Annotated in this window: 14 protein-coding genes; 6 read left to right on the top strand and 8 right to left on the bottom strand. The window is 43.0% G+C overall.

Translation table 11 applies throughout. The annotated features are described in order from the left end of the window. Positions 1 to 141: 141 nt before the first annotated feature. Positions 142 to 753, bottom strand: a complete 612-nt coding sequence (locus ACE1OE_RS11425) for an SPOR domain-containing protein (RefSeq protein ID WP_449211128.1) — start codon at positions 751 to 753, stop codon at positions 142 to 144. 289 nt (positions 754 to 1,042) lie between these two features. On the opposite strand from ACE1OE_RS11425, the gene ACE1OE_RS11420 reads away from it, so the two are divergent. Further along, a complete protein-coding gene (locus ACE1OE_RS11420; RefSeq protein ID WP_449211127.1) occupies positions 1,043 to 3,754 on the top strand; it encodes a bifunctional acetate--CoA ligase family protein/GNAT family N-acetyltransferase in 2,712 nt (903 codons plus the stop codon). 112 nt (positions 3,755 to 3,866) lie between these two features. On the opposite strand, the gene ACE1OE_RS11415 is transcribed toward ACE1OE_RS11420, so the two are convergent. From ACE1OE_RS11415 to ACE1OE_RS11405, 3 genes are all read right to left on the bottom strand, one after another. Then, the gene (locus tag ACE1OE_RS11415) at positions 3,867 to 4,754 is read right to left on the bottom strand and encodes a LysR family transcriptional regulator (RefSeq protein ID WP_449211126.1); all 888 of its coding nucleotides are present in this window, start codon (positions 4,752 to 4,754) and stop codon (positions 3,867 to 3,869) included. A 101-nt stretch (positions 4,755 to 4,855) separates the two neighbouring features. Beyond that, a complete protein-coding gene (locus ACE1OE_RS11410) occupies positions 4,856 to 6,883 on the bottom strand; it encodes a TonB-dependent hemoglobin/transferrin/lactoferrin family receptor (protein WP_449211125.1) in 2,028 nt (675 codons plus the stop codon). 395 nt (positions 6,884 to 7,278) lie between these two features. Further along, positions 7,279 to 7,653 (bottom strand): NADH:ubiquinone oxidoreductase, encoded by a 375-nt coding sequence (locus tag ACE1OE_RS11405; protein ID WP_102468586.1) that lies wholly within the window; start codon positions 7,651 to 7,653, stop codon positions 7,279 to 7,281. 502 nt (positions 7,654 to 8,155) lie between these two features. Between ACE1OE_RS11405 and ACE1OE_RS11400 the strand changes: the two genes are divergently transcribed. The 3 genes from ACE1OE_RS11400 (at position 8,156) to ACE1OE_RS11390 (ending at position 12,130) form a co-directional block, all read left to right on the top strand. Then, positions 8,156 to 9,388, top strand: coding sequence for an L-lactate MFS transporter (locus ACE1OE_RS11400; RefSeq protein ID WP_449211124.1), 1,233 nt, complete (start codon positions 8,156 to 8,158; stop codon positions 9,386 to 9,388). A 164-nt stretch (positions 9,389 to 9,552) separates the two neighbouring features. Next, entirely contained in the window at positions 9,553 to 11,907 is a 2,355-nt protein-coding gene (locus ACE1OE_RS11395; protein WP_449211123.1) for a fatty acid cis/trans isomerase, read from the top strand. Between the two features lie 46 nt (positions 11,908 to 11,953). Continuing rightward, a complete protein-coding gene (locus ACE1OE_RS11390) occupies positions 11,954 to 12,130 on the top strand; it encodes a hypothetical protein (protein WP_157933700.1) in 177 nt (58 codons plus the stop codon). 87 nt (positions 12,131 to 12,217) lie between these two features. Here the strand turns inward: ACE1OE_RS11390 and torS are convergent, their stop codons facing one another. Continuing rightward, positions 12,218 to 15,175, bottom strand: a complete 2,958-nt coding sequence (gene torS / locus ACE1OE_RS11385) for a TMAO reductase system sensor histidine kinase/response regulator TorS (RefSeq protein ID WP_449211122.1) — start codon at positions 15,173 to 15,175, stop codon at positions 12,218 to 12,220. A gap of 92 nt (positions 15,176 to 15,267) precedes the next feature. On the opposite strand from torS, the gene torT reads away from it, so the two are divergent. Both torT and ACE1OE_RS11375 read left to right on the top strand, forming a co-directional pair. Continuing rightward, positions 15,268 to 16,281: a TMAO reductase system periplasmic protein TorT gene (gene torT / locus ACE1OE_RS11380; RefSeq protein ID WP_449211121.1), complete on the top strand. Its 1,014-nt coding sequence runs from the start codon at positions 15,268 to 15,270 to the stop codon at positions 16,279 to 16,281. A 157-nt stretch (positions 16,282 to 16,438) separates the two neighbouring features. Then, a complete protein-coding gene (locus tag ACE1OE_RS11375) occupies positions 16,439 to 16,894 on the top strand; it encodes a methylglyoxal synthase (protein ID WP_372059597.1) in 456 nt (151 codons plus the stop codon). A 150-nt stretch (positions 16,895 to 17,044) separates the two neighbouring features. Here ACE1OE_RS11375 and ACE1OE_RS11370 read toward each other — a convergent pair whose 3' ends face one another. The 3 genes from ACE1OE_RS11370 to ACE1OE_RS11360 form a co-directional block, all read right to left on the bottom strand. Then, on the bottom strand, positions 17,045 to 18,463 hold the full coding sequence (locus ACE1OE_RS11370) for a basic amino acid/polyamine antiporter (protein ID WP_449211120.1): 1,419 nt from the start codon (positions 18,461 to 18,463) through the stop codon (positions 17,045 to 17,047). Between the two features lie 252 nt (positions 18,464 to 18,715). Next, positions 18,716 to 19,651, bottom strand: coding sequence for an alpha/beta fold hydrolase (locus tag ACE1OE_RS11365; RefSeq protein WP_449211119.1), 936 nt, complete (start codon positions 19,649 to 19,651; stop codon positions 18,716 to 18,718). 233 nt (positions 19,652 to 19,884) lie between these two features. Continuing rightward, a complete protein-coding gene (locus ACE1OE_RS11360) occupies positions 19,885 to 23,025 on the bottom strand; it encodes a response regulator (protein WP_449211253.1) in 3,141 nt (1,046 codons plus the stop codon). Positions 23,026 to 23,112: the final 87 nt, after the last annotated feature.

Here is a 23,112-nt window from a genome sequence, read left to right as displayed (position 1 = left end):
CCATAGCAACTTAATAATCTGTTCTAAAAGTGTTAAATAACCCGAATAGGTTGCTGTATGAGTATTTTACATACAAAAATGCATCCATATAGCATCACGTTAGCGAGCGTATCTGAATGCATTTTCTTTTAATCGAGATGGTTAGTTTAACTTACTCAATGTTGGGTAATCTGACTTCTTAATCTTATCGATACTTTTGACAAACGGTTTTAGTGCTTGGAACTCTTTTGGTAGTGTCGCAATTGCCGACTGTGCTTTACTTCGAGTTGCATAGTCACCGTAGAGAACAGAGTACCATTTGGTGCCATTTACAATCTTATAATTCTCCCAAACAGGCTGGCCGTTTTTAGGTAGCTTGTTGGAAAACAGCGCCACCTTTTCTTTTGTTCCAACCGCAGCCACTTGAATCGTGAAGCCATATCGGAAATCTTGATCGGCTTGCTTTTTGGAAGGCGGTACAATTTTAACTACATTTTTGTCAGCAGCGGTCGCTTTCGCCGGTTGCGCTTGTGTTTTAGTTACAACAGCTTGCGGCTCGGATTGCTGTTGTGGGGAGCTTTTAACTATTTCAGTTTTAGTCGTTTCTTTCGTTGCATTTGATGTTGAAGCAACCGCAACTGGCGTAACTGCTGTGGCCTCTACCGATGGCGTATAGTCTTCTTTATAGCTCTCGGATGTCACTTCACTTACATACTCACCTGATGAGCAGGCGGCTAATAATACGGTGATACTGACGATGATAGTTTTTTTCATAGCTTTACTGCCCAAATATCGATTTTTCTAAATCATGCCGACTGAAATTATTTGATTCAACGATTCCGCATGTCAGCTGTCCATTGCTGTGACATGTTACACATTATTCGAGACACAGCAATATGTTATCTCGAAATTTGAACAATCAAATTCCGGCGACGCTCGTGCTACGCTACTATGTAGCAATAAAAGGTAAGCACACGACTTAGGTAACACATCGACGACTAGATGATGCTGTTTTTAGGCGAATGCTTTCATTGTTCCCGTTACTGACATGCAAGGATGAACTATGTCACTCGATGTACTCTTTAAACCAAAATCAATTGCAGTAATCGGAGCATCTATTAAGCCGCAGCGTGCTGGCGGTGTGGTCATTAAAAATCTATTACTTGGTAGTTTTGAGGGTACGATTTTACCTGTTCACCCAAAGTATAAGTCGGTCAACGGTATTCTTTGCTATCGAAGCGTCAGCGAGTTGCCATTTGCTCCGGATATTGCGATTCTCTGCACCCAAGGCTCTCGCAATATAGAGCTATTCAACGAACTATCTATTATCGGGGTTAAAGCCGTTATTGTTATGGCTTCCGATATGACCCTCGTTGATCACACCAATCCAGATGCGCTCACGATCGAGCAACAATGCATTAATATTGCAAAGAATTCAGGCATGCGAGTACTGGGGTCAAATAGTCTCGGCCTGTTATTACCTTGGCAAAACTTCAATGCGTCGTTCTCACCGGTCAACTGTAAACGCGGCAAGCTTGCGTTTATTTCTCAGTCCTCCTCAGTTTGTACCACGATTTTGGATTGGGCTAACGATAAGAACATTGGCTTTTCTGCGTTTATTTCGCTTGGCAATGGCGCTGATATTGATTTCGACGACTTACTTGATTATTTAGCTCGCGATAGTAAAACAGAGTCTATCCTGCTGTATGTGGATTCAATTCGAGATGCAAGGCGCTTTATGTCTGCGGCACGTGCTACCTCACGTAATCGACGCATATTAGTATTAAAAGCCGGACGTTCTAAAACCGTCACAAAAGCCGATCAACCCCCCACTAAATTATCATTTGATATTGTTTATGATTCAGCAATTCAACGTGCCGGCATGTTACGAGTTAACAATACACACGAGTTGTTTGCAGCAGTAGAAACGCTAACACACTCCGTTCCGTTAAGGGGAGAACGATTAGCCATTATTACCAACGGTATGGGACCGGCGCTCATGGCACTTGATACCTTGTCCGACCGAGGTGGTAAACTCGCCGAACTGTCTAGTCAGACTATCGACAGTCTGACTGAAATCCTTCCTGCGACCTGGTCTCGATCCAACCCGATAGACCTTGTTGGCGACGCGACTGCACAGAGATATAAAGAAGCCATCAATCGAGTGCTTGATAGTAGCGATATTGACGCTATTTTGATTATGCATAGCCCTTCTGCCGTTTCCAACTCCAAAGAAACGGCACAAATTGTGATCGACACCATCAAACAACATACGAAAGCAAAGCGTTTTAACATCTTGACCAATTGGTCTGGCGAAGCAACCGCAAAACAAGCGAGGCTGTTATTTACTGACAATGGTATTCCCACCTATCGAACGCCAGAAAGTGCCGTCACTGCATTTATGCACCTTGTTGATTATAGGCGCAACCAATGGCAACTGATGGAAACCCCCACTACAACCGACTCGTACACATCATTGCAACTCACTCAAGCGCATGACTGGTTGTCCAAACATGCGACAATCGAACAAACTGAACAAGCTGAACAAGCTGAACACAATATTACTTGGCTGGAATCACATTTGTGTGAACAGCTTTTCACGTTATTTGAATTACCAGTTCTCAAAACATGGCTTGCACATGACCCAAGTGAAGCCATTCATTTAGCCGAACAGATTGGCTATCCAGTCGCATTAAAACTCCGCTCTCCTGATATTCAACATAAATCTGATATTCACGGGGTAATGCTCAATCTCCGTGACGTAAATGAGGTATCCAATGCCGCTCAGTCTATATTGGACAGAACAAAGCTGTCATACCCAGAAGCGCGGATTGAAGGGCTCACCGTCCAGAAAATGGCACGAGTGACCGGCGGGCAAGAAATAAGAATTAAAGCGATTACCGACCCAACATTCGGCCCGGTCATATTTATTGGACAAGGTGGTTCCGATTGGAACCTAAGTAAAGAGGCCGTAACCGCACTTCCACCATTGAACACGGCATTAGCGCGCTACTTAATCATCGGCGCTATCAATAATGGTACTTTGCGTTTCCATAAGTCGCCCAACCCTGTCAATTTGGCGAAGTTAGCTGAATTTATCGTTAAAGTATCGCAAATAATTGTGGCCTGTCCTGAGATCTATGAACTCGATATTCACCCGTTACTACTTAACGGTGATGACCTGACCATTCTTGATGCTTCCATTGCAATTAAACCATTTGACGGTGACCCTCAAGCGCGCTTAGCTATTCGCCCTTATCCAACGGAGATGGAAACATCGATCACCCTCAAGGATCAATCTCAAATATTAATTCGCCCTATCAAACCTGAAGACGAACCACTTCACGCCGACTTCATCAACAACGTTACCAAAGAAGACCTCTATAAGCGTTTTTTTTCTGATGTCGGCGAGTTCAACCATGAAGCTCTAGCGAACTTAACTCAAATAGATTATGACCGAGAAATGGCGTTTGTCGCGGTTGATATCGCACACGCTCCTGCAAGGATTATTGGTGTATCAAGGGTGCTAGTGAACCCAGATAATTCAGATGCTGAGTTCGCAATATTAATTCGCTCTGACCTGAAAGGTGTAGGGTTAGGACGTGTTTTAATGCAGAAAATTATTGATTACTGCCAAGCAAAAGGCACAGTAAAGATCTCGGGAATGACAATGCCAACCAATCGAGGGATGTTAACGCTGGCACAAAAATTAGGGTTTGAACTCGACGTTCAATTTGAAGATGGTGTGGCGGATATGGTGTTGAGATTGCAGTGATATAGCCAAGAATCGCGGCATAAAAGCAGGCGCAATCTTGTGGTCATATCAAGTTCCCCATAATTTTGTGACAACGTGACAAATTTATGGGGTTCTAACTAATTACGAAGAATTAACGTAATACCCAGTTCTTCGTTAAATGTTTGATACACCATGACTTAGCTTCTCCAATTTTATTGCGTTTCCACGCTAACACAATATTAATCTCGGCATGGTCCGTATCTTCAATCGGGAGAAGCTTGCCAGCTTTGATTAACGGTTCAGCCACTTGCTTAGGTAAGGTGCCGATGCCTAAACCACACACCAAAGCCTCCACTTTAGCTTCTAAATTTGAAACCGTCAGTCTTGGCTGCTTTTCCAAAATGTTGACACTTAATGCTGGCTGCTCTCTTGCCGTGTCGGCGATGGCGATCACCCGATACTTTTCTCGCGCGCTGCTGTCAAACGTGCCACTTCGTTTATGGACATAATGCTCCGCTGCCGCTACCCATACCATACTCATGGTGCCAAGCACTTGTGTTTTTACACCCTGCGGTGTCACCTCAGGCTGTGGACAAACAAGTAAGTCACTGCGCTCATCATTCAAGGACTCCCAGCAACCCGCAAGCACTTCTTCTTCAAGCTTGATTCTGGTTTTACTAACCGAGCCAAGCTTATCGACCAATTCAAAAAAGTTGGCCACAGGGATGATGCTGTCGTAGGCGATAGTCAAATCGAGTTCCCACCCGTTAGCAATCAGACGCGCTTCATGAACCATGGATTCCGTCACCTGTAGTATGGCCCGTCCTCTATCTAAAATCAGTTTGCCAGCCTCAGTGAGCACAGCCTTATGCCCAGAGCGGTCAAAAATCATAATATCCAAATCTTGTTCAAGCTTTTGGATTTGATAGCTCAGGGAGGACGTTGCCCTATCCAATTCGACAGCTGCTGCGGAAAATGACCCTCTACGATCAATCGCATCAAGAATATGTAGTGCTTCTAATGTGATGGAATTTTGCACCTAGCGTCCTTATTACTCGTACAGGTAAGTAACTAATACTAAACGCATTACAACAAAAAAGCGACTTCACAATGGAAGTCGCTTAAGGACTAATAATCTGACTAGAACGTGTATTGTGCGTTTAGTCGAACGGAACGACCTGGTTGATAAACCTGGGACCACGCCGTTTGGTAGTTTTCGTCAAAGGCATTGATAAGAGAAAGGTCCACTTTTAACCCTTCTAAATTACTGGTTGGTTCCCATGAAGCATAGAAATCAAACAATTGATACGAATCATATGGACCTTCTGTGTAACCATCTGGAACGCGGTTTTGGCCATTGACGAATGTCGCCCGTGTACCAATTTTCGTATCGATGTTCCAGAACCCATATTGTAGGTGTGCTACCCACTTATCTGCCGGGATGTTCGTGATCCATTCATCGGTATCGGTGTCTTTGCCACGTGTTTGTCCGTAAGACAGTCCTAACAACATTTGCTGCCAACGATAGTCCGCCGCTACTTCGTAGCCGGTTAACTCAGCATTGTCGATATTACTAGAGCTACTAGTACCAGCACAACCTACCATCGAGCCGCCAGTACAACTATCTGCTGCCGTCATATCTACATCTAGGTTAATGAAATCTTTTACTTTATTTTGAAATGCTGCGGCGGTAATAGAAAGCGCATCATCACCAATGACATTCTCAAAATCAAATTGCCCTTTTAGCTCCACGTTGTGCGACTTCTCAGGGTTCAGTTCTGGGTTTGGCACAAATACGTTACTTGGGCCGCCTGGATAATAAGCAAAGTGAGTACCACTCATGTAGAGCTCTGACGTATCTGGCGCTCGGAACGCCTCGTCGTAACGAATCGACCATGCCATCCATTGTTGAGCTTGCCACAAAAGACCTACAGATGGTGACCATGACGATTGGTTGTTATCATCGTAGCCCTTCGCTTTTGACGTAAATGAATCGTAACGTACGCCTACATCAGCCGTCAGGGTTTCAAATAGCGCGTAGTTAATATAGCCAAACGCACCGATGGCAGAGGTTTGTGCATCTTCAGGCAATTCAGGTCGACCAGATACAGATGTTGCTCGGCTCGCATCTAATTCATCTAAGTAACCATCTACACCAGTAAATAACTTCAATTTTCCAGATTCAGACTGGTTAGTAATGTTAAAGCCCGTCGTATTAAGCTGGGAGATGTCCTCACCTGCTACCGATGGATCAACTTCAGTAATTTTAGTGTCATTACGGTAAATTGACGCTTCTAAATTCACCCACGGATTCGCTGGGTTAAAGTTATAGTTAACGCCGTAAGATTGATCGGTAGTTTGACGACTGATCAGCAAGTCAGGGTCATTGAGTTGTCCACTTGAATCGCCAACAACAGGTGGTCGCCCATCCAAGTCCGCATACCGTAAATTAAACCCTAGTTTATGAGCTTGATTTATCTGCCAATTAAATTTTGCCAACCCTGTTTTGTTCGTCGCTTCAGTACCATATAACGTACTACCGTCACCTTGACTCATGTAACCACTGTCTTTGTAACTGCCTGCAATGATCCAATCAATATCATCATTTTTATTGGCTAGCGCGGCCGTATTCGTCCAAACGTCACCGTTATCTTGATAACCTACTTTTACTCGGCCGCCCAAACCATTTTCTTCAAGAATGTCGTCTGCGGTTAACGTATTTTGCACGACAACACCACCAATAGCGCCCGAGCCATACAAAGAACTAATTGGACCTTTAACTACCTCGACACTTCCTAAGAGTGACGGGTCAAGAAAGTAAGTCGGTCGATGTCCGTACTGCATATTTTGGCGATTGCCATCAATAACCTGCAATACTTTATTGCCACTTAAACCGCGAATATTAACCGACTGATTTCCCGGCACATTTGCACCAGCAACAGACACGTTTGGTTCGTATTTAATGGCTTCAGCTACGGAGTTAGGCTGAATTTCGTCCAGCTTTTCCATATCGACTTTCACGACCGACCGAGTTTTATCTTGATTAGTTTTGTCAGCCCTTGACGCAGAAACCACCACTTCATTAAGTTGCGTGACCTCTTCTGCTTGAGCGTTAGACGTGAGTGCTAGTACCACTGAGCTAGCCAAAATCGACAATTTTAGTTTCATAGTTCCTTCTTTATTTTTGTTCCAATAACTTGTGTGTATACATTATTGCAAACATAAATGAGAATTACTATCATTATCTTTATCAGCTTAATTTTAAGTTGTTGCCTTAAGTGCAATTTGTTGGCGAATACTGATTTTTATTGACTATCATTATCATCTCTAATGATAACACTCGTGAGTAGGTCGGTATTTTCTGCGCATCCCTCACTTAGCACTTCGTCGGGTCTATTGTTCTCGCTTTCTTTGATTCGATAAACAAAAAGAAGAGTCTGTAGTACTTCCTCGCCACGTGGCCTCTCGAAAGAAAGAAAGAAAGAAAGAAACGTAAAGATCAAAAAAAAGGACCGAAGTCCTTTTTTCTATATCAATCATATCAATGTTTATATACGCCTTACCTACGATGCCAATTTTGGCTTCATAACGTCAGGGATCGGCATGCGGCTATCTTTAAAGCTAAACCAAAGATAAGTCACTGCGATTAGATAAAACAGATACGACAATGAAAATATAAGCGGTGATGAGATCAATTCAAAAGATATCCCGATACCGACACCGACCACCGTGACAGTGAGCTTTGCCATTGTACCTAAAAGTAACAAACCCATCGCAAATTGTGGATATTTCGTGCTAGCAAACGCGATCAGGTAACATGCCCCTACTGCAAGCGCTGCAATTGAAAATCCAAGCATGTAAGAATGAATATGGTCGGCTGCTATATACCCTGCGCCAAAAGAAAATCCAAGTAACATACCGATTTTTGCAATGAACATAAATCACCTCATAAAGTCATAAAAATAGGAGCGAAACATCCATTTTCATTTTTGAAATCTCATTTTGTATATATTGTCATACGTATTAACGTCGAATACAAGCTCATTAATTAACCAATCCACCCTCTTAAAACCATGTATTATCGATGCTCACATAACCGTAACATTGCGAAATAACTCTTTCCTTAAGTTACAGTACGTTACGTATTATGCGTCACTTATCGTCATGCTATTTAACAAATTATACACATGAAAATAAAATCATATTCATTTGAAAAATTGTGATCACACTAGAGTCTGTAATGGATTTAACGGTTAAGATCCTTTTGTTTACATTTAATTTACATTGAGATTCTATTTTCAATTAATTAATAAAAATAGATACCAATCACACTTTTATTGGTTATAATCCGCGCTCTTTGCGATATCTATTGATAAATGCAAACTAAATTTGAAAATTTGTCTAACCCCCGAACATTGTTCGAATTATCAGAGAGCAAAAATGAGCAAGATTGATAAAGCCATGCGAATCCTTATTGCCGGATTCTGTATCAACCTTTGTCTTGGCATCCTGTATGCTTGGAGTGTCTTTAACAAAGCCCTAGTTAGCGAATGGGGCTGGAGTGCCGCTGACGCTTCATCACCTTATGCGATTGCGACTATTACGTTTTCTCTTTGTCTTCTGGTTGCCGGCATTCTTCAAGATCGTATGGGTCCAAGAAACATCCTGATCCTAGGAGCATCGCTAACCGGCATTGGCATGATTGCCTCTAGCTTTGCCGAATCTGTACTTGTTCTTAACATTACATTTGGTGTCGTTACTGGTGCTGGTATTGGCTTTGGCTACGCTTGTTTATCGCCTTCGGCAATGAAGTGGTTCCATCCTTCAAAGAAAGGTATGGTAAACGGACTAATCGCTGCAGGTTTTGGCCTTGCTGCAGTTTACCTGGCACCACTTACCTCAGCGTTGATCACTAACCTGGGCATCAGCTCTAGCTTTATGGTGTTGGGTGTAGGCATTTTACTTATTGCGGTACCATTAGCAGCAACGATTAACAATCCACCAGCTGGCTACGTCCCTGCTGAACCAAAAGTTAAACCAGGTCAAGCGCCTATCAAGGTTAAGCAAGCGGTCGATATCAGTTGGAAAGCGATGCTAAAAACCCCTCAGTTTTATGCATTATGGGTCATGTATGCTCTTGCATCAGCAACGGGTCTAATGATCATTGGTAACATTACTAATATCGCCAGTGTACAAGCGAACCTACCGAATGCCGTTTATCTTGCTTCAATCTTAGCGATATTCAACTCTGGTGGTCGAATTGGTGCTGGTATCCTGTCTGATAAGATTGGTGGCATTCGCACATTGATGCTTGCGTTTGTTCTTCAGGGCATCAACATGATCTTATTCGCTACATTTGATAGCGAATTAACGTTGATTATCGGTACTGCACTGGCTGCATTGGGTTACGGCACGTTGCTTGCTGTGTTCCCTTCTCTAACAGCAGAGTTCTACGGCCTTAAGAACTACGGAACTAATTATGGCGTACTTTATACGTCTTGGGGTATCGGTGGTGCTATCGGTGTTGCGGTTGTTGGGTATTCAATGAGTCACGGTGGTGGTTATAACCTCGCGTATACTATCTCTGCAGCCATGATGGGGGTTTGTATCCTACTTTCTTTCTTCACTAAACCTATTACTGAAGAAAAAGCAGCTGAACTCAAAGCGGCGTAAGCAACACTTCTTCCGTTCAAGAGTTTGAATCGTAAAGCCTGACCTAGTGTCAGGCTTTTTTTATTTAATGAACAATAAACTAGATATTTTCTCGATTATAAATAAAAATTAGTTTCATAATATCAAAGAATTGAAGCGTGTTATTTGCGCAGTGAGTAATCATTATGAAAATTAAGCAACTGATGGTTTATTCTTGCATCCTCATTTTTGCAGGGTGTGCGGCATATGCTGGATTAAACTACGACCATCTATTTGGGAAACCAGAAGTAAGACAGAGAACCGTTGCGCTAGACACAAAAAACGCAGATTTTTTCCGCAACGAAGTTAAACCTATTATTGATAACCGTTGTGTCGTCTGTCACGCGTGTTATGACGCCCCATGTCAGCTGAAAATGTCCTCTGTTGAGGGGATTGATCGTGGCTCCAGCAAAGAAATGGTTTATCAAGGCACACGACTGACCGCCGCTAAACCGAGCCGCCTATTTGAAGACGCTCAAACCACACAAGAATGGCGCGACCGCGGCTTTTTTCCAGTTCTCAATGAAAGAGAACAAACATTGGGCGGTAACTTAGATGCAGGACTTGTATCACGGATGATCACTCAAAAGGCTCGCCATCCTTTACCCCAAACCGATCAACTCGAAGGTTTTGATTTCTCAATATCTCGTACTCAAGTCTGTCCAACTATTGAAGAATACGATGCTTATGAGCAAGACAACCCGCTATGGGGGATGCCGTTTGGATTGCCTAATATCGACTACAAAGAATACGAAACCCTTATTGCTTGGCTGGGCAACGGTGCGTTAATGAATGCCCCGATTCCTTTATCTAATGCTGAACAAGCGATGGTCAATAAGTATGAAACACTGCTTAATGAGTCTTCCCTCAAAAACCAATTAACGGCGAGATACATTTACGAGCATCTATTCCTATCTCATCTTTATTTTTCTGAAATTGAGGGCAACCCACGTTTTTTCACGATTGTTCGCTCTAGTACGCCCCCAGGCACTGATGTTAAACGTATTGTCACCCGCCGACCTTATGATAACCCCAAAAGGGAACGAGTCTATTACCGACTCATACCAGAGCAAGGTACCATCGTTGATAAAACGCATATGCCGTTTAAGCTAAATGACAAAAAGTTAGACCAATGGTATGAATGGTTTATTGAACCAGACTACGTGGTTGATGAAATGCCGAGTTATGACATTCACGTCGCGGCGAATCCAATGACGGCATTTAAAAGTTTACCTGTTGATGCACGATTTAACTTCATGCTCGATAACGCACAAAATACCATTATGGCTTACATCAAGGGGCCAGTGTGTCGCGGACAGTTAGCGCTCAATGTTATCAATGACCGATTTTGGGTATTCTTCTTAGATCCAAAAGGAACGTCTATCCCTCAGGTGGTTCAATTCTATGACGAACAAACACCCAACCTAAAACTGCCTAGTGAGAAGGACAGCAATACCGTCCCTATCACCAACTGGGTTAAGTACTCTAAACAACAAGCCCGTTACTTAGAAGGCAAAGCCGACTTCATGAATCGTTGGTTTACTGGCGGTAAATACCTCACTACGGACCTGTTATGGAAGGGAAATGGCGAAAACCCCAACGTTGCACTGACCGTTTTTCGCCACTTTGATAGTGCATCGGTGGTGCAAGGTATGGTTGGGTCACCACCAAAAACAGCGTGGATACTCGACTACGCGCTATTAGAGCGAATTCATTACCTGTTGGTTGCCGGCTTTGACGTCTATGGTAACTTCGGTCACCAGCTGATCACACGGATGTTTATGGATTTCTTACGAATGGAAGGTGAGAGTAATTTCTTAGCATTGTTACCTAACACGATGAGACACAAAGAATTTAGTAGCTGGTACAAGGATCAAAGCCCGCAGTTTAGCGAATTTGTACAACGTAACGTACAACCATTTAGTCAGCCAACTCAAGTGCTTTATAAAACAACCGATTACAAGGCTGAATTGTTTGATCTCATTAAAAAAGAAATGGCACCCAACCTGAACGATCGCTATAACATTGTTCAAACTGGCCTATCGGAAAATAACGAAGCATTATTGCGAACCATCGACGACATCAAAGGAGTGGGCTTGGAAACGGTGCCTGAAATCATGATGTTGATGATAAAAACTAATGAGGGTACCGACCAACTCTTTACCATCATTCATAACAATGCTCACACTAATATATCGAGTCTATTTGATGAAAAAGACACTCGAGACTACGCCAACGACAGTTTAACCATCGTACGCGGTGTGGTTGGAAGCTACCCTGCCGCCTATTTCTCAATTACAGAGAATGACGTTGAAAAGTTTGTTGGCCAGTTTAGTAAAATCTCAGACGAAAACGACTACATAAAACTACTCGATAATTATGCGGTTAGGCGTACCTCCCCTGATTTTTGGAGCTTCAGTGATCGAGTCCATGAGTTTTATCAACGTACTCAACCTATCGAGTTTGGGCTTTTGGACTATAATCGGTTTGAGAATAGATAGAACTGTTTGGTACTAAATGTGTGCTCTTTTAACGCTTGGGAGGTGTATGATGAGCATTAGAGATAGCATTGATGCCATTGAACAGCAGATTTATATTGCTTGTTCTGAAGGTGATTACGACGCCGTGAATCAGTTAGAACACCAACTCGAACATCTGCAGGGTCTCCAAAACCGGGGACTCGAAGAAACGCCAAGTACGCGTTTGCAAGACGAAACAAAATGATGTTATCAAAAGGGCTCATATGAGCCCTTTTTACTGTTCAAATAACCCGATAACGTCACGCTATGAAGGACTTGGCAACATACCACGTCACAATCGAGCCAGTATTGCATTCAAAATGGTCATGGACTCAACTCTGACCCTCATGATTTGCTCCACTAACTGAATATAATCACCAATGGGGTCGTCAGACTTTTCAATCGCTAAGCAATGGTCAAACAACGACGTCAACCCGAGTGCACCCGCTGACCCTTTTAGCTTATGTGCCAGGTCTTTAACAGCTTTAGCATCCCCCAACTGAGCCGCGTTTTCCAACGCTGATAAGGTATCTTCGCTGGATGACATGAAAGCATCGACTATTTTAGTCATTCTCGCTACACCTAAAACACCGACATCTTGTTCCAAAATACGTTCATCGACAACCGTATGCGGGTGGCCAATGGTTATCGATGCATCGGTTATCGTTGTATGCGAGTCGGTCAAGGTTGTCTCTCCGTTCATCGAGCTCAATCTAGATGAGTTTGCATTTAAATCGCGCCCTTGCACATGAGTTTGAATAATCGTCTGTAGCGCTTCTCGGTCGATAGGCTTAGGAAGGTAACCTTCAAACCCTGCGTCCAAATAGCTATCCACCTCTTCACTAAAGACATGAGCAGACACGGCGATCATTGGTGTTGAATGGTGAATCTTAGGGCTTTGCTCTAACTGTTTTAAATCTTGCATCAAACTGACGCCATCAGTATCGGGCAAGTTGATGTCTAGCAACGCAATATCGAAGTCATTGTCTGTAAATAACTTAATCGCATCAGCACCATTTTCCGCACAACGCACATGATGCCCCATGTTAACCAAGAAGCCTTCAGCGACCATCAAGTTCACTGGGTTGTCCTCCACTAAAAGTACTCTAGCGCTCACAGCGACGGTACTATCAATTGGTTCGTATACATCTTGTTTTTCAAACTCACAGGTCTCAAGAGGAACGACAAACCAAAACCGACTTCCCTCGGCAAGATAAGAGTCAACATACATGCTCCCGCCCATAGCGAGGACCAGCTTTTGACTAATCGCAAGGCCGAGCCCTGTCCCCCCGGATACGTTGCGACTATTACTGGCTTGTGTGAAAGCATCGAATAGTGAAAGTTGATCATCTGGGCTAATGCCTACCCCCGTATCAGAGACTTCGAACACCAAGCAAGTCGCATCATCGGGATCTTTAGTGACATGGATACTGACCTCACCCTCATGAGTAAATTTGATGGCATTACCAACGAGGTTATTGATGACTTGGCTTAAGCGCGTTACATCACCGCAATAAACGGATTGAACATCCGTATCAATACTAAAGCTAAAGTCCAATTGTTTCTCAAGCGCTTTACCATGCATAAGCTGATAGCAATCACTGATCATACGAGTGAGATCAAATGGGTTATTTCGAATATCAAGGTGCCCCGCTTCAATCTTGGAGTAATCCAATACATCATTGAGTATTGCTAACAGGTTCTGGCCACTTCTGTTAATCACACCTAGATAGTGCTGTTGTTTCGAATCTAACGCCGTTTCTTCCATTAACGCCGCCGTGCCTAAGACACCATTCATTGGTGTACGAATCTCATGGCTCATCGTAGCAAGAAATGCAGTTTTCGCCCTGCTCGCTTGCTCTGCGTCGTTACGTGCCTGAGCATGGTTCTTTACTTCTCGATTTAAGCTCGAGTTAGTCGTTTGTAGTTCTAGCGTTCGATCGGCAATCGTTTGTTCCAGATGGGCCTTGTGCTCTTGTAACGCTTTTTTGGCGTTACTCTCTGCTTCAGCGGTGGTTTTTAGCGACTGTGCCGTATCTCTCGCCGTAACGATGGCTTGTCCCATATGAGCAAGTTCATCGTTACCTTTTACCGTGATATCCACATCTAACTGACCTTTTGCAATAGCCAACAGCGCTGAAGAATACTCAGCTAAACGTTTCACAACAGAGAGGTATACCACGCGCCATACAATCACAACAACAATCACAAAGCTTAAGATGGAAAGCAGTGTCAGTGTCCATTGAGCATAATTTAAGGTTGAAGAAAGCTGAGCAACCGCCGACGAGGTCGCGGCATTAGATTGGTCAACGAGCAAGGCCACGGTTTTATTCAATGACGTCAACTGATCTAATGTCTCTTGGTTCAGATCAACTGAACGTTGTTGCTGAAAGTTGGTTTGTTTAAGTAACGAAAATACGTCACTCCCATCGTCAAGCTGTTGAAGCAATTGTATCATTTGCTGTGATCTTGCGGGGTCTTCTACACCACGAACCCGTCGCTTCATGATCATGATATTCTGCTGATAGCTTACTCGCAGCTCTTCAATTCTATCCAACACAGAAACGGTTCGTGATTCCTCAATCTGGTTTAAGGTCTTAAATGCCAGCAAATGCAGCTCATGTAAACGCTCCGAAAGATCTAAATCAATCTCCACGAGGCTATCCAAAGCATCCAAAGCTTGCGCCTTTTTATTCGTTTCGAGCAGTGCGTAGATATGGGTAACGTTAGCGACAGCAATCGTACTCGTATTTAAAACTTGAGTTCGAGTTAGTTGTTCTAATTCTTGAGCGAGAATACGCAGCTGATCAACTTTTTGTTTGATCGCTTGATTGAGCTCAATCCTTTGTTCGACAGACAGACCAAGTTCAATAAGTGTATCTAAAATAGCTTGTACATCATGCTCTAACTGCCCTAATAAGGTCGCATCAAATGAATCTGAACCAAGTGTTTTGATGTGAGTAAGAAGAGATTCAAGTTGTGTAAACAGCTTCTTACCGGCTTGTTGATGTTGAGCTTTGGTATTTGCCGTAGATAGGGTTTGCACTGATGAAATAATTTTCGTACTGAGCTCCGACACTTCACGAGCTTCCAGCATAGACGGCATGGCCGTATCAACGACATTTCTTTCCGTTTTTGCCACTAACGAAAAACCTGACACACCAATTACGGTTGAAAACAGCACCAATAATGCCATGACAAAGAATGAGTAAAATAATTTACGCCCGATACTAGCTTTAGCAAGTAGCATTTATAACCCCGTGAAAATCCGCTGTTTTACACTGTGATAATACGCTATATTTTGCATGGTTCGATCTTCAGTTACCACCAAACGATGAGTCCATGTCAAAAAAAGCGAAAAACCTAGCCATCCTGCGTGTTATTCCGCTCTTATTGAGTGCAATTCCACTCTTATATAGTGTATCTGCGAACAGTGCAGAGGAGAAAATTTGCACTATTTACCCGCATTTAAAGGATTCATATTGGTTATCCGTCAATTATGGCATGGTTAACGAAGCGCAAGCGTTGAACATCGAGCTCAAGGTCTTGGAGTCCGGTGGTTATCCAAATATTGACAAACAACGTCAGCAACTCAAATCATGTAAAGATTGGGGGGCTGATGCCATTATTTTAGGCACAGTGTCACCGACAGCATTCGAACACGACCTATCACAGTACACTGGTAGCATCCCTGTTTTTGCGACCGTCAACCACCTCATTGTTGACGAAAATCAATCACAATACGTGAAAGGTGTCGTAGGAGTAGACTGGTATTGGATGGGCTATAAAGCCGGTAAATTTCTTGCATCGAAACATCCTAAAGGCAGCGGTCGCGTTGAGTTGGCACTTTTACCAGGCCCCCGCTCAAGCGGAGGTACTAAACCAGTGATTGTAGGGTTTCGTGAAGCAATCAAGGATACGGATATATTGGTCACAGATACACTCTGGGCAGATAATGACAAGGAGTTACAACGTAACCTTGTACAGCAAGTTATTGAAACCAGACCTAACTTGAAGTATCTCGTCGGCAGCGCCGTTGCCATAGAAGCGGCTATAAGTGAAGTACGCACGGCGAATCTCCAAGATCAAATCGACCTACTTTCTATTTACCTCAGCCATGGCGTATATCGCGGGTTGTTACGAGATAAAGTTCAATTCGCACCTACTGATAAAATGGTTGAACAAGGTCGTTTGTCAGTGCAACAAGCAACGTTTTATTTAAGAAGTGAGCCTTACGGTTATGATCTGGCACCAGACATTGAAACCCTCACACCCGCTCACCTTAACCCAAATGCTATCGGTGAGTCTCTGTCTCCAACAGGATACCGACCTATTTTTGACGTCCAACCCCATTAATCATCACACTTGTTATTCTACACAATTGATTGAAGATTCAAGGACGTTTAACATCGACGTTAATTGTTAATCGATTTCATTATTAAGGACTTGGCATTCTAGCGAGGCAATAACGGATATTGTCTCTCATAGAATGCTAATAATCAGGAAATAATCCATGCAGAAAAAAATACGTACTATGCCCGCTCACAAACACATTGCGCTTGTTGCTCATGACCATCACAAGCCAGAGCTACTGCGTTGGGTTTTAGAAAATAAGGATAAGCTACAAAGCCACTTCCTGTATGCAACAGGAACCACAGGCAATATGTTAAGCAAGGATACTGGTCTAGCGATTAAAAGTATGATTAGTGGCCCTATGGGCGGCGACCAACAAATTGGAGCGCTTATATCTGAAGGTAAATTAGACATGCTTATTTTCTTCTGGGATCCACTCAATGCGGTGCCTCATGACCCAGATGTGAAAGCACTACTAAGAATTGCCAGTGTTTGGAATATTCCTGTCGCAACCAACCGTGCAACAGCCAACTTTCTGTTTGAGTCTGATTTATTGGGCAAAGAAGTGGATATCGAAATCCCAGATTATGAAGCTTACTTAGCAGAACGTGTTTAACTGCCTCATAGAATACAATTAATTAACGTCTTTGTGACTGGTACTTTTGTGACTGGCAGTGGTCCGCAAAGCACTCGTCGCTATAAGTAAAAAAGGAGTCCAACTGGGCTCCTTTTTTGTTTGCATTCGCTATGTTGATAATCAATTGTTTTAAGCGTGAAGATAACCTGTCGCCATAAGGTAAATTGATATCACCGCCATTATGACCAGTGCGATCTCAAAAACCTTGTCCTGCACGGCATACACCCGCTCTCCTGATTGAATTCTATCAGCATGGGTATAACGGAAAAAAGGGATGCCAATCGCGTATAAAATCGTCGCCATCAGCAAATACTCTACACCCGCCGCCGTGATCAACCAAACACAAAACGCCGCAGACAACGCCGCGATGATCGCCACGCGCTTGGAGTTTTTATGCCGACCAGAGTGATCATTTATAGCAATCTTAAGTAAGTATAAGCTACTCAGCAGGTAGCACGGTAGAACCATCACAGAAGCGATATTAATTGCGGCAAGATAAACGTTTTCAAACAGTACTACCATCAATACCAGTACTTGCATGAAGCTCGTCGACATATTGAGCGAAGCCGAAGGTGCTCCATTGTCGTTCGTTTTGCTCAAAAAACGTGGGAACTCGCCTACTCTCCCGGCTTCAAATGGCACCTCAGCCACCAGCATCGTCCAAGCCACTAGAGCGCCAAAAACGGAAACCAACACACAAATATTCACTAACAGCCTACCCCATGGCCCAACAGCGTGCGCCAACAATGAAGCAGCAGACGGATTGGATAATTGTGCTAGTTCCGCTTGCGGCAGTATTCCATAGGCTAGCACAGAGATAAGTGTGTACATGGTAATCGCAACTAAAAAGCCAATGAGTGTTGCTTTACCAACATCCGACTTTTTCTTTGCTTTGCCAGATAACACGACCGCACCCTCAATACCAACGAAACACCATAAGGTGACCATCATGGTACTTTGTATTTGAGAAAACACCGTGCCAAGATTGTTTTCCTCACCCCAAACATCTACTACCATACGATCAGAATCAAACGTCGCGAACAGGATGCAAATGATGAGTGTCAATCCCATCAACTTACCGATTGTGGAAATGACATTAATAAGAGAAGAAGCTTGAACGCCTCGCAATGCGATAAAATTCATTAACAACAAAAGACTTGAGCAAAGTACAACGGTTTCAACACCATGCTCCAGCAAGACTGGGAAAAATAAACCCAATGAGTCATTAATCATCACAGAGAGCGCTACGTTCCCCATGCAACTCATGATCCAATAACCCCACGCTGATTGGAATCCGACAAACTCTCCAAACCCGGCTTTGGCGTAAGAAAAAATCCCAGAGTTGAGGTCCGGTCTACGTTCAGATAGTTGCTTAAACGTTGTGACTAACAGCAGCATACCAACACCAGTGATCACCCACGCCAATACGACCGCACCCAAGGATGCACTTTCTGCCATATTCTGAGGAATGCTGAATATTCCACTTCCGATCATTGACCCAAATACGATGGCAATGAGTCCAATCAAACCCACAGAGTTCTTTTTCATTCTTAATTCTCAATAAAAAAAGCAGCCGCCCCGAAGTGAAGCGTCTGCTTTATGTTCTTATGGATTATTATATGCATTAGTCATGCATATTCAACACATAACTATGATGACCACACCAAGTTATGAAGTTTAATCTCGATTTGGTTAATATTGTTAGCACATTAATTCAATAACGTTTCAATTACTCATTAACGTTAGCCTGTTGAGGTATATCGCCGCCCGTAATTAACGGAGTCGTAACGACACCACGTGTTAATTAACGTTGCCCAAGTGATTCAAGAGTGCACGATTCACTTCATTGGCTCGTTCGTATTGCATCGCATGACCGGCACCATCCATTTTAATGAATGTCGTATTATGTCCTAACAATTTCTGAACGCGAGGCGCATCTTCAATCCCAATTACCTTATCGCTACTACCCCAAATTAACAGTTTTGCAATCGGTGTTTTACCAACGGCCTCAAAATCCGGCGTAGGGTCTTGAGTAATCAAATACCGTCCGGTGCTTATAATCGCTCGCCTAAACCCTTTATATTGCATCTGGATACAGAATGTCCGTTGCCAATTAGGAAAGCGAGTGGGATCGGTAAGATCGTTAAGCTGATTTTTTGGTAAATTAGGAACGAAGAACGAATACCCTAGCCATTTCCCTAAAAATGGGACAGTCAAAGGTCCAATATCAATGGGTTGGTTGAACGGTGCGATGTACGCAACACTTAAAACAGTGCTCGGGTATGTTGCTATATAATGGGATGTAATGGCTCCGCCCATTGAGAGCCCTACAATATGAAACGAGGCGCTACCAATCAGCTCACTTGTGAGCTCACGAATTTGTTCCACGAACAATACTTTGTCATACTTAACAGATGGTCGAGAGGAATAACCCCGTCCATATAAGTCAAACGTAAGAACGCGATAACCCCGAGTAACAAGGGCTTCTACGTTATTGTCCCACATATAAGATGGGGCAGAAAAGCCATGTACTAGCACAACGACGTGACCTTCAGGGACACCGATTAGTTGATAGTGAACCGAGCCATGCTTCAACTCGATAAACTGTCCAGGTGCTTGAACCCTATTAACAGCATTTAAAGGAGACTTTTCTTTGTTACGTAACCAAGGCAGTAAGAGAATAATTACAACAACAAACAACCCTACACTCAACATTAATACGTCACTATTCAACACACTACTCCCCACATTACGATTACCCTCAATCTTGAACATCGATAGTGTAAACACTTTTATGTGTGGGCGAGCTTAGAGCGTTGTGTCTTCTTTTGAGTACCCTAATACAATGGTGATGGATGTATTGGCAATTGAAATACAACGTCGCTTCAAAACACTGGAATTAAAAAACGCCCCAAGGAAGAGGCGTTTTTTGACAAAATGATGAGCGATATATCGTCACTATTTTCTTTCTACATGAGGTTTTGCATCTCATGCAACAGCTTTTCTCGACGCACGGGTTTAGGTACATAAGCATCCATACCAGCATCGAAACACTTCTGAATATCGTCATCAACGACACTTGCGGTTAAGGCGATAATAGGCGTAGGTCTGATGCCCTGTTGCTTTTCAAAGCTGCGTATATCTTTTGTGGCCGTAAACCCATCTTTGACGGGCATCATGCAGTCCATCAATATGACATCAAAATGAGGGTCACTTTGATAGGCTTCAAGCGCTTGTTGACCATCGTTTGCAATCACATAAGCATAGCCAGCTTTTTGCAGGTGTAATGACGCAACTTTCTGGTTAACCATGTTATCTTCAACCAATAAAACACGAATTGCGCTCTCAACGGCATCAGCCTTAAGAGGCTCGCTCTTCACCATCGAATCATCAACCAAAGAGGCGTTGGCTTTTAAGTTGTCGATATTATCTTGCTTAACTTCAACAGCACTTATCAGTTTCTGCTTGAGGATCTCAGCTTTAAAGGGCTTAGGAACGTAATCATCCATGCCCGCATCAAAACATTTTTGAATATCATCATCAACCACACTGGCAGTGAGCGCGATGATTGGTGTCTTGGGGAGCTTACCTTTATTTTCATGATCTCTAATAACTTTCGTTGCATTAAAACCATCCATCACAGGCATCATACAATCCATTAAAACGGCGCTGTAATTTTTACCCGATTTGTAATGCTCTACCGCTTCAAGTCCATTGTTAGCCACATCATACTCATAACCCAACTTTTTCAGATGCAAACTGGCCACTTTTTGATTAACCAAATTATCTTCGACTAACAGCACAAATATTTTTTGTTCTGTTTGGTTTATTGGTGTAATGATCGACAGCCCCTGCTCCAATACCTTACAACAAGATTCGATCGATTTTAAAAGACGATTACCAAGGAGCGGATAGGTGATTAATGAGCTGATATTTCTTCCGAAATCTCTATTTACACCTTCGAACTGTCGTATCATACAAAGTGCTGAGCTACCAGAGTTTAGCTCAGGGAAGTAACGTTCATCCTGTTCAGATGACACACCGCCACCTTCTACATATATGACGATATTCTTCTTGTCAGACATCCCGCGTTTCGCACTCTGAATATCGGGATAAACATGGGCAAGCTCTAAATTGTAGAACGACAGGTCACGCTTAATTCGTTCCTCATATACGCTATCCTGACACACCATAATCAACTCGTCATATTCTAACTCGTGACGGTGTTGATACTGTTTTTCGTCGATAGGTAGGTCGAGTTCAAAGTAAAAACAACTGCCTTCTCCTTTGACTGAATCCAGTTCAATATGTCCACCCATGAGCTCAATCAATTGAGTACTGATTGCCAGTCCTAACCCCGTCCCACCGAACTGTCTTGTCGTTGAGTCATCTTCTTGCGCAAATGCTTCAAATATATTGGCTTGGCGCTCTTCATCGATGCCAATCCCAGAATCTCTCACATCAAACCGCAATGAAGCTATATTGTCTTTCTCGCCAAGGTGATAAACACCGATAGTCACACTACCTTCGCTCGTAAATTTAACGGCGTTAGACATAAAATTCATTAACACTTGGCGCATGCGGTGATCATCCGCAAGAACTCGAAATGGCACACTGCAATCGATATCAACATTGAGTTTAATGCCCTTTTCTTTCACTTTTGGGGCCACTATCGATGCAATATCGTAAATCGTTTCTCGTATGGAAGTTGAGTGAGGGTTTATCTGCAACATACCCGATTCTATTTTCGAAAAATCCAGTATGTCGTTAATCAAGCTTAATAATAGGTGTGACGACGTTTCAATCGTATCAACGTAGTCTTTTTGTGTTGCAGTCAGTTCAGTATCCGACAGTACTTCTGAGATACCGATGACGCCATTCAGCGGTGTTCGTATCTCATGAGACATGTTAGCCAAGAAGCTACTTTTCGCTTTACTTGCCTGAATTGCATCTTCTTTCGCTCGTTCTGCATCTTCTTTGGCTTCAAGTAATCGTTTTTGGCTTTCTTGTCGTTCCAAGGTTAAACGCTCTACTTCTAAAGCGAAACGGCTTAACTCATCATTTCCTCGTACACGGTCGCTAAGAGGCACCTGCTCATCTTGATCACCACGCTCAAGATACTTCAATACCATATTTAAGTTTTTAATCACACGATGAGCGAGACTTATACCCGTTACAATAACGAGCGCGGTTAATAACCCAATGCCAGCGAAAAATGCGGCACGCGTCTGCTCAAAAGTCGCGACTAATCCACGAATTTCTTCACGTAACTGGACTTCAATTGAGTCAGCAACTGATTGTAAAAGGTTAAGCCTTAATGCCAATGCACTAAGACCGGTACTCACTTCGTTTTGGGGCAACGCTACAGAAGGATCGGAGGCCAATAACAACGAGCGAAATTGACTCCCTTGCTCAAAAGCACTATTGGAAAATGTATTGAGAAGTAAGGTGACTTGTTTTTCATCAGCGTTAATAGCCACAAACCGCTCAACAAACAGTTGCTGACTTTGCGTTAAGCTACGAATTTCCTCTTTGATAGCTTCAACGTTACCTTGATTGGCTTCTGCGTTAATAAGTTGCAAAATTTGCCATATTTCTTCATCCGCCCAGAACATCAACCATTCTAGCTGTGCTAACGCGGTCATGTGTCCATCTACGGCTGAAATAGTGCCTCTATAAGGGGCTTTTTCAAGGAACAGTAAAATTTGCTTATAAGTATCAACCTGCCATTCCACAACTTCATTTTTTTCTTCGGCATCGACGACATCAACTAACGACGAAATGCTTTCTTGATAGTCTGAAACTAACCCTTGTAGGTGTTCGAGGTTTTCACCTGTAAATAATGACTTAGACAGCGAATTGAGTTGTTCGACTTGTAAAGTCGTTTCCGCAGGTTCATTAGATAAGCGCGCTGCGTTCGCATTAGATTGAAGATCTGAGAGCACTTGAGAGAAAAGAACCAACCCTTCAACTTTTTCTAAATCAGAGAGTTGGTGGTTCAAGGTGTTAACTTGCCTAGAAGCCAAATAAAGAATTAACAACACTGGCAGAATTACTAGGGCGGATATTTTATGCTTTACCGATAAGCTATTCCAATAGTTTAACATCACCATTCCATTGCCAAACAAAAGTTTAATTAATACTAAGTCTAGAACAGGATTGGTGACCTTCTACTCAATTGACAAATTTTTTGTATA

This window comes from Vibrio sp. E150_011 (genome assembly GCF_053544015.1).
The sequence above is the reverse complement of the archived record's forward strand: the minus strand, read 5'-3'. Positions and strand labels throughout refer to the sequence as shown.

What these genes read in the sequence shown, in the direction of transcription:
- ACE1OE_RS11425 (WP_449211128.1), bottom strand. Translation starts at nt 753, where the DNA reads ATGAAAAAAACTATCATCGTCAGTATCACCGTATTATTAGCCGCCTGC.
- ACE1OE_RS11420 (WP_449211127.1), top strand. Translation starts at nt 1,043, where the DNA reads ATGTCACTCGATGTACTCTTTAAACCAAAATCAATTGCAGTAATCGGA.
- ACE1OE_RS11410 (WP_449211125.1), bottom strand. Translation starts at nt 6,883, where the DNA reads ATGAAACTAAAATTGTCGATTTTGGCTAGCTCAGTGGTACTAGCACTC.
- ACE1OE_RS11395 (WP_449211123.1), top strand. Translation starts at nt 9,553, where the DNA reads ATGAAAATTAAGCAACTGATGGTTTATTCTTGCATCCTCATTTTTGCA.
- ACE1OE_RS11375 (WP_372059597.1), top strand. Translation starts at nt 16,439, where the DNA reads ATGCAGAAAAAAATACGTACTATGCCCGCTCACAAACACATTGCGCTT.
- torT (WP_449211121.1), top strand. Translation starts at nt 15,268, where the DNA reads ATGTCAAAAAAAGCGAAAAACCTAGCCATCCTGCGTGTTATTCCGCTC.
- ACE1OE_RS11370 (WP_449211120.1), bottom strand. Translation starts at nt 18,463, where the DNA reads ATGAAAAAGAACTCTGTGGGTTTGATTGGACTCATTGCCATCGTATTT.
- ACE1OE_RS11400 (WP_449211124.1), top strand. Translation starts at nt 8,156, where the DNA reads ATGAGCAAGATTGATAAAGCCATGCGAATCCTTATTGCCGGATTCTGT.
- torS (WP_449211122.1), bottom strand. Translation starts at nt 15,175, where the DNA reads ATGCTACTTGCTAAAGCTAGTATCGGGCGTAAATTATTTTACTCATTC.
- ACE1OE_RS11390 (WP_157933700.1), top strand. Translation starts at nt 11,954, where the DNA reads ATGATGAGCATTAGAGATAGCATTGATGCCATTGAACAGCAGATTTAT.
- ACE1OE_RS11405 (WP_102468586.1), bottom strand. Translation starts at nt 7,653, where the DNA reads ATGTTCATTGCAAAAATCGGTATGTTACTTGGATTTTCTTTTGGCGCA.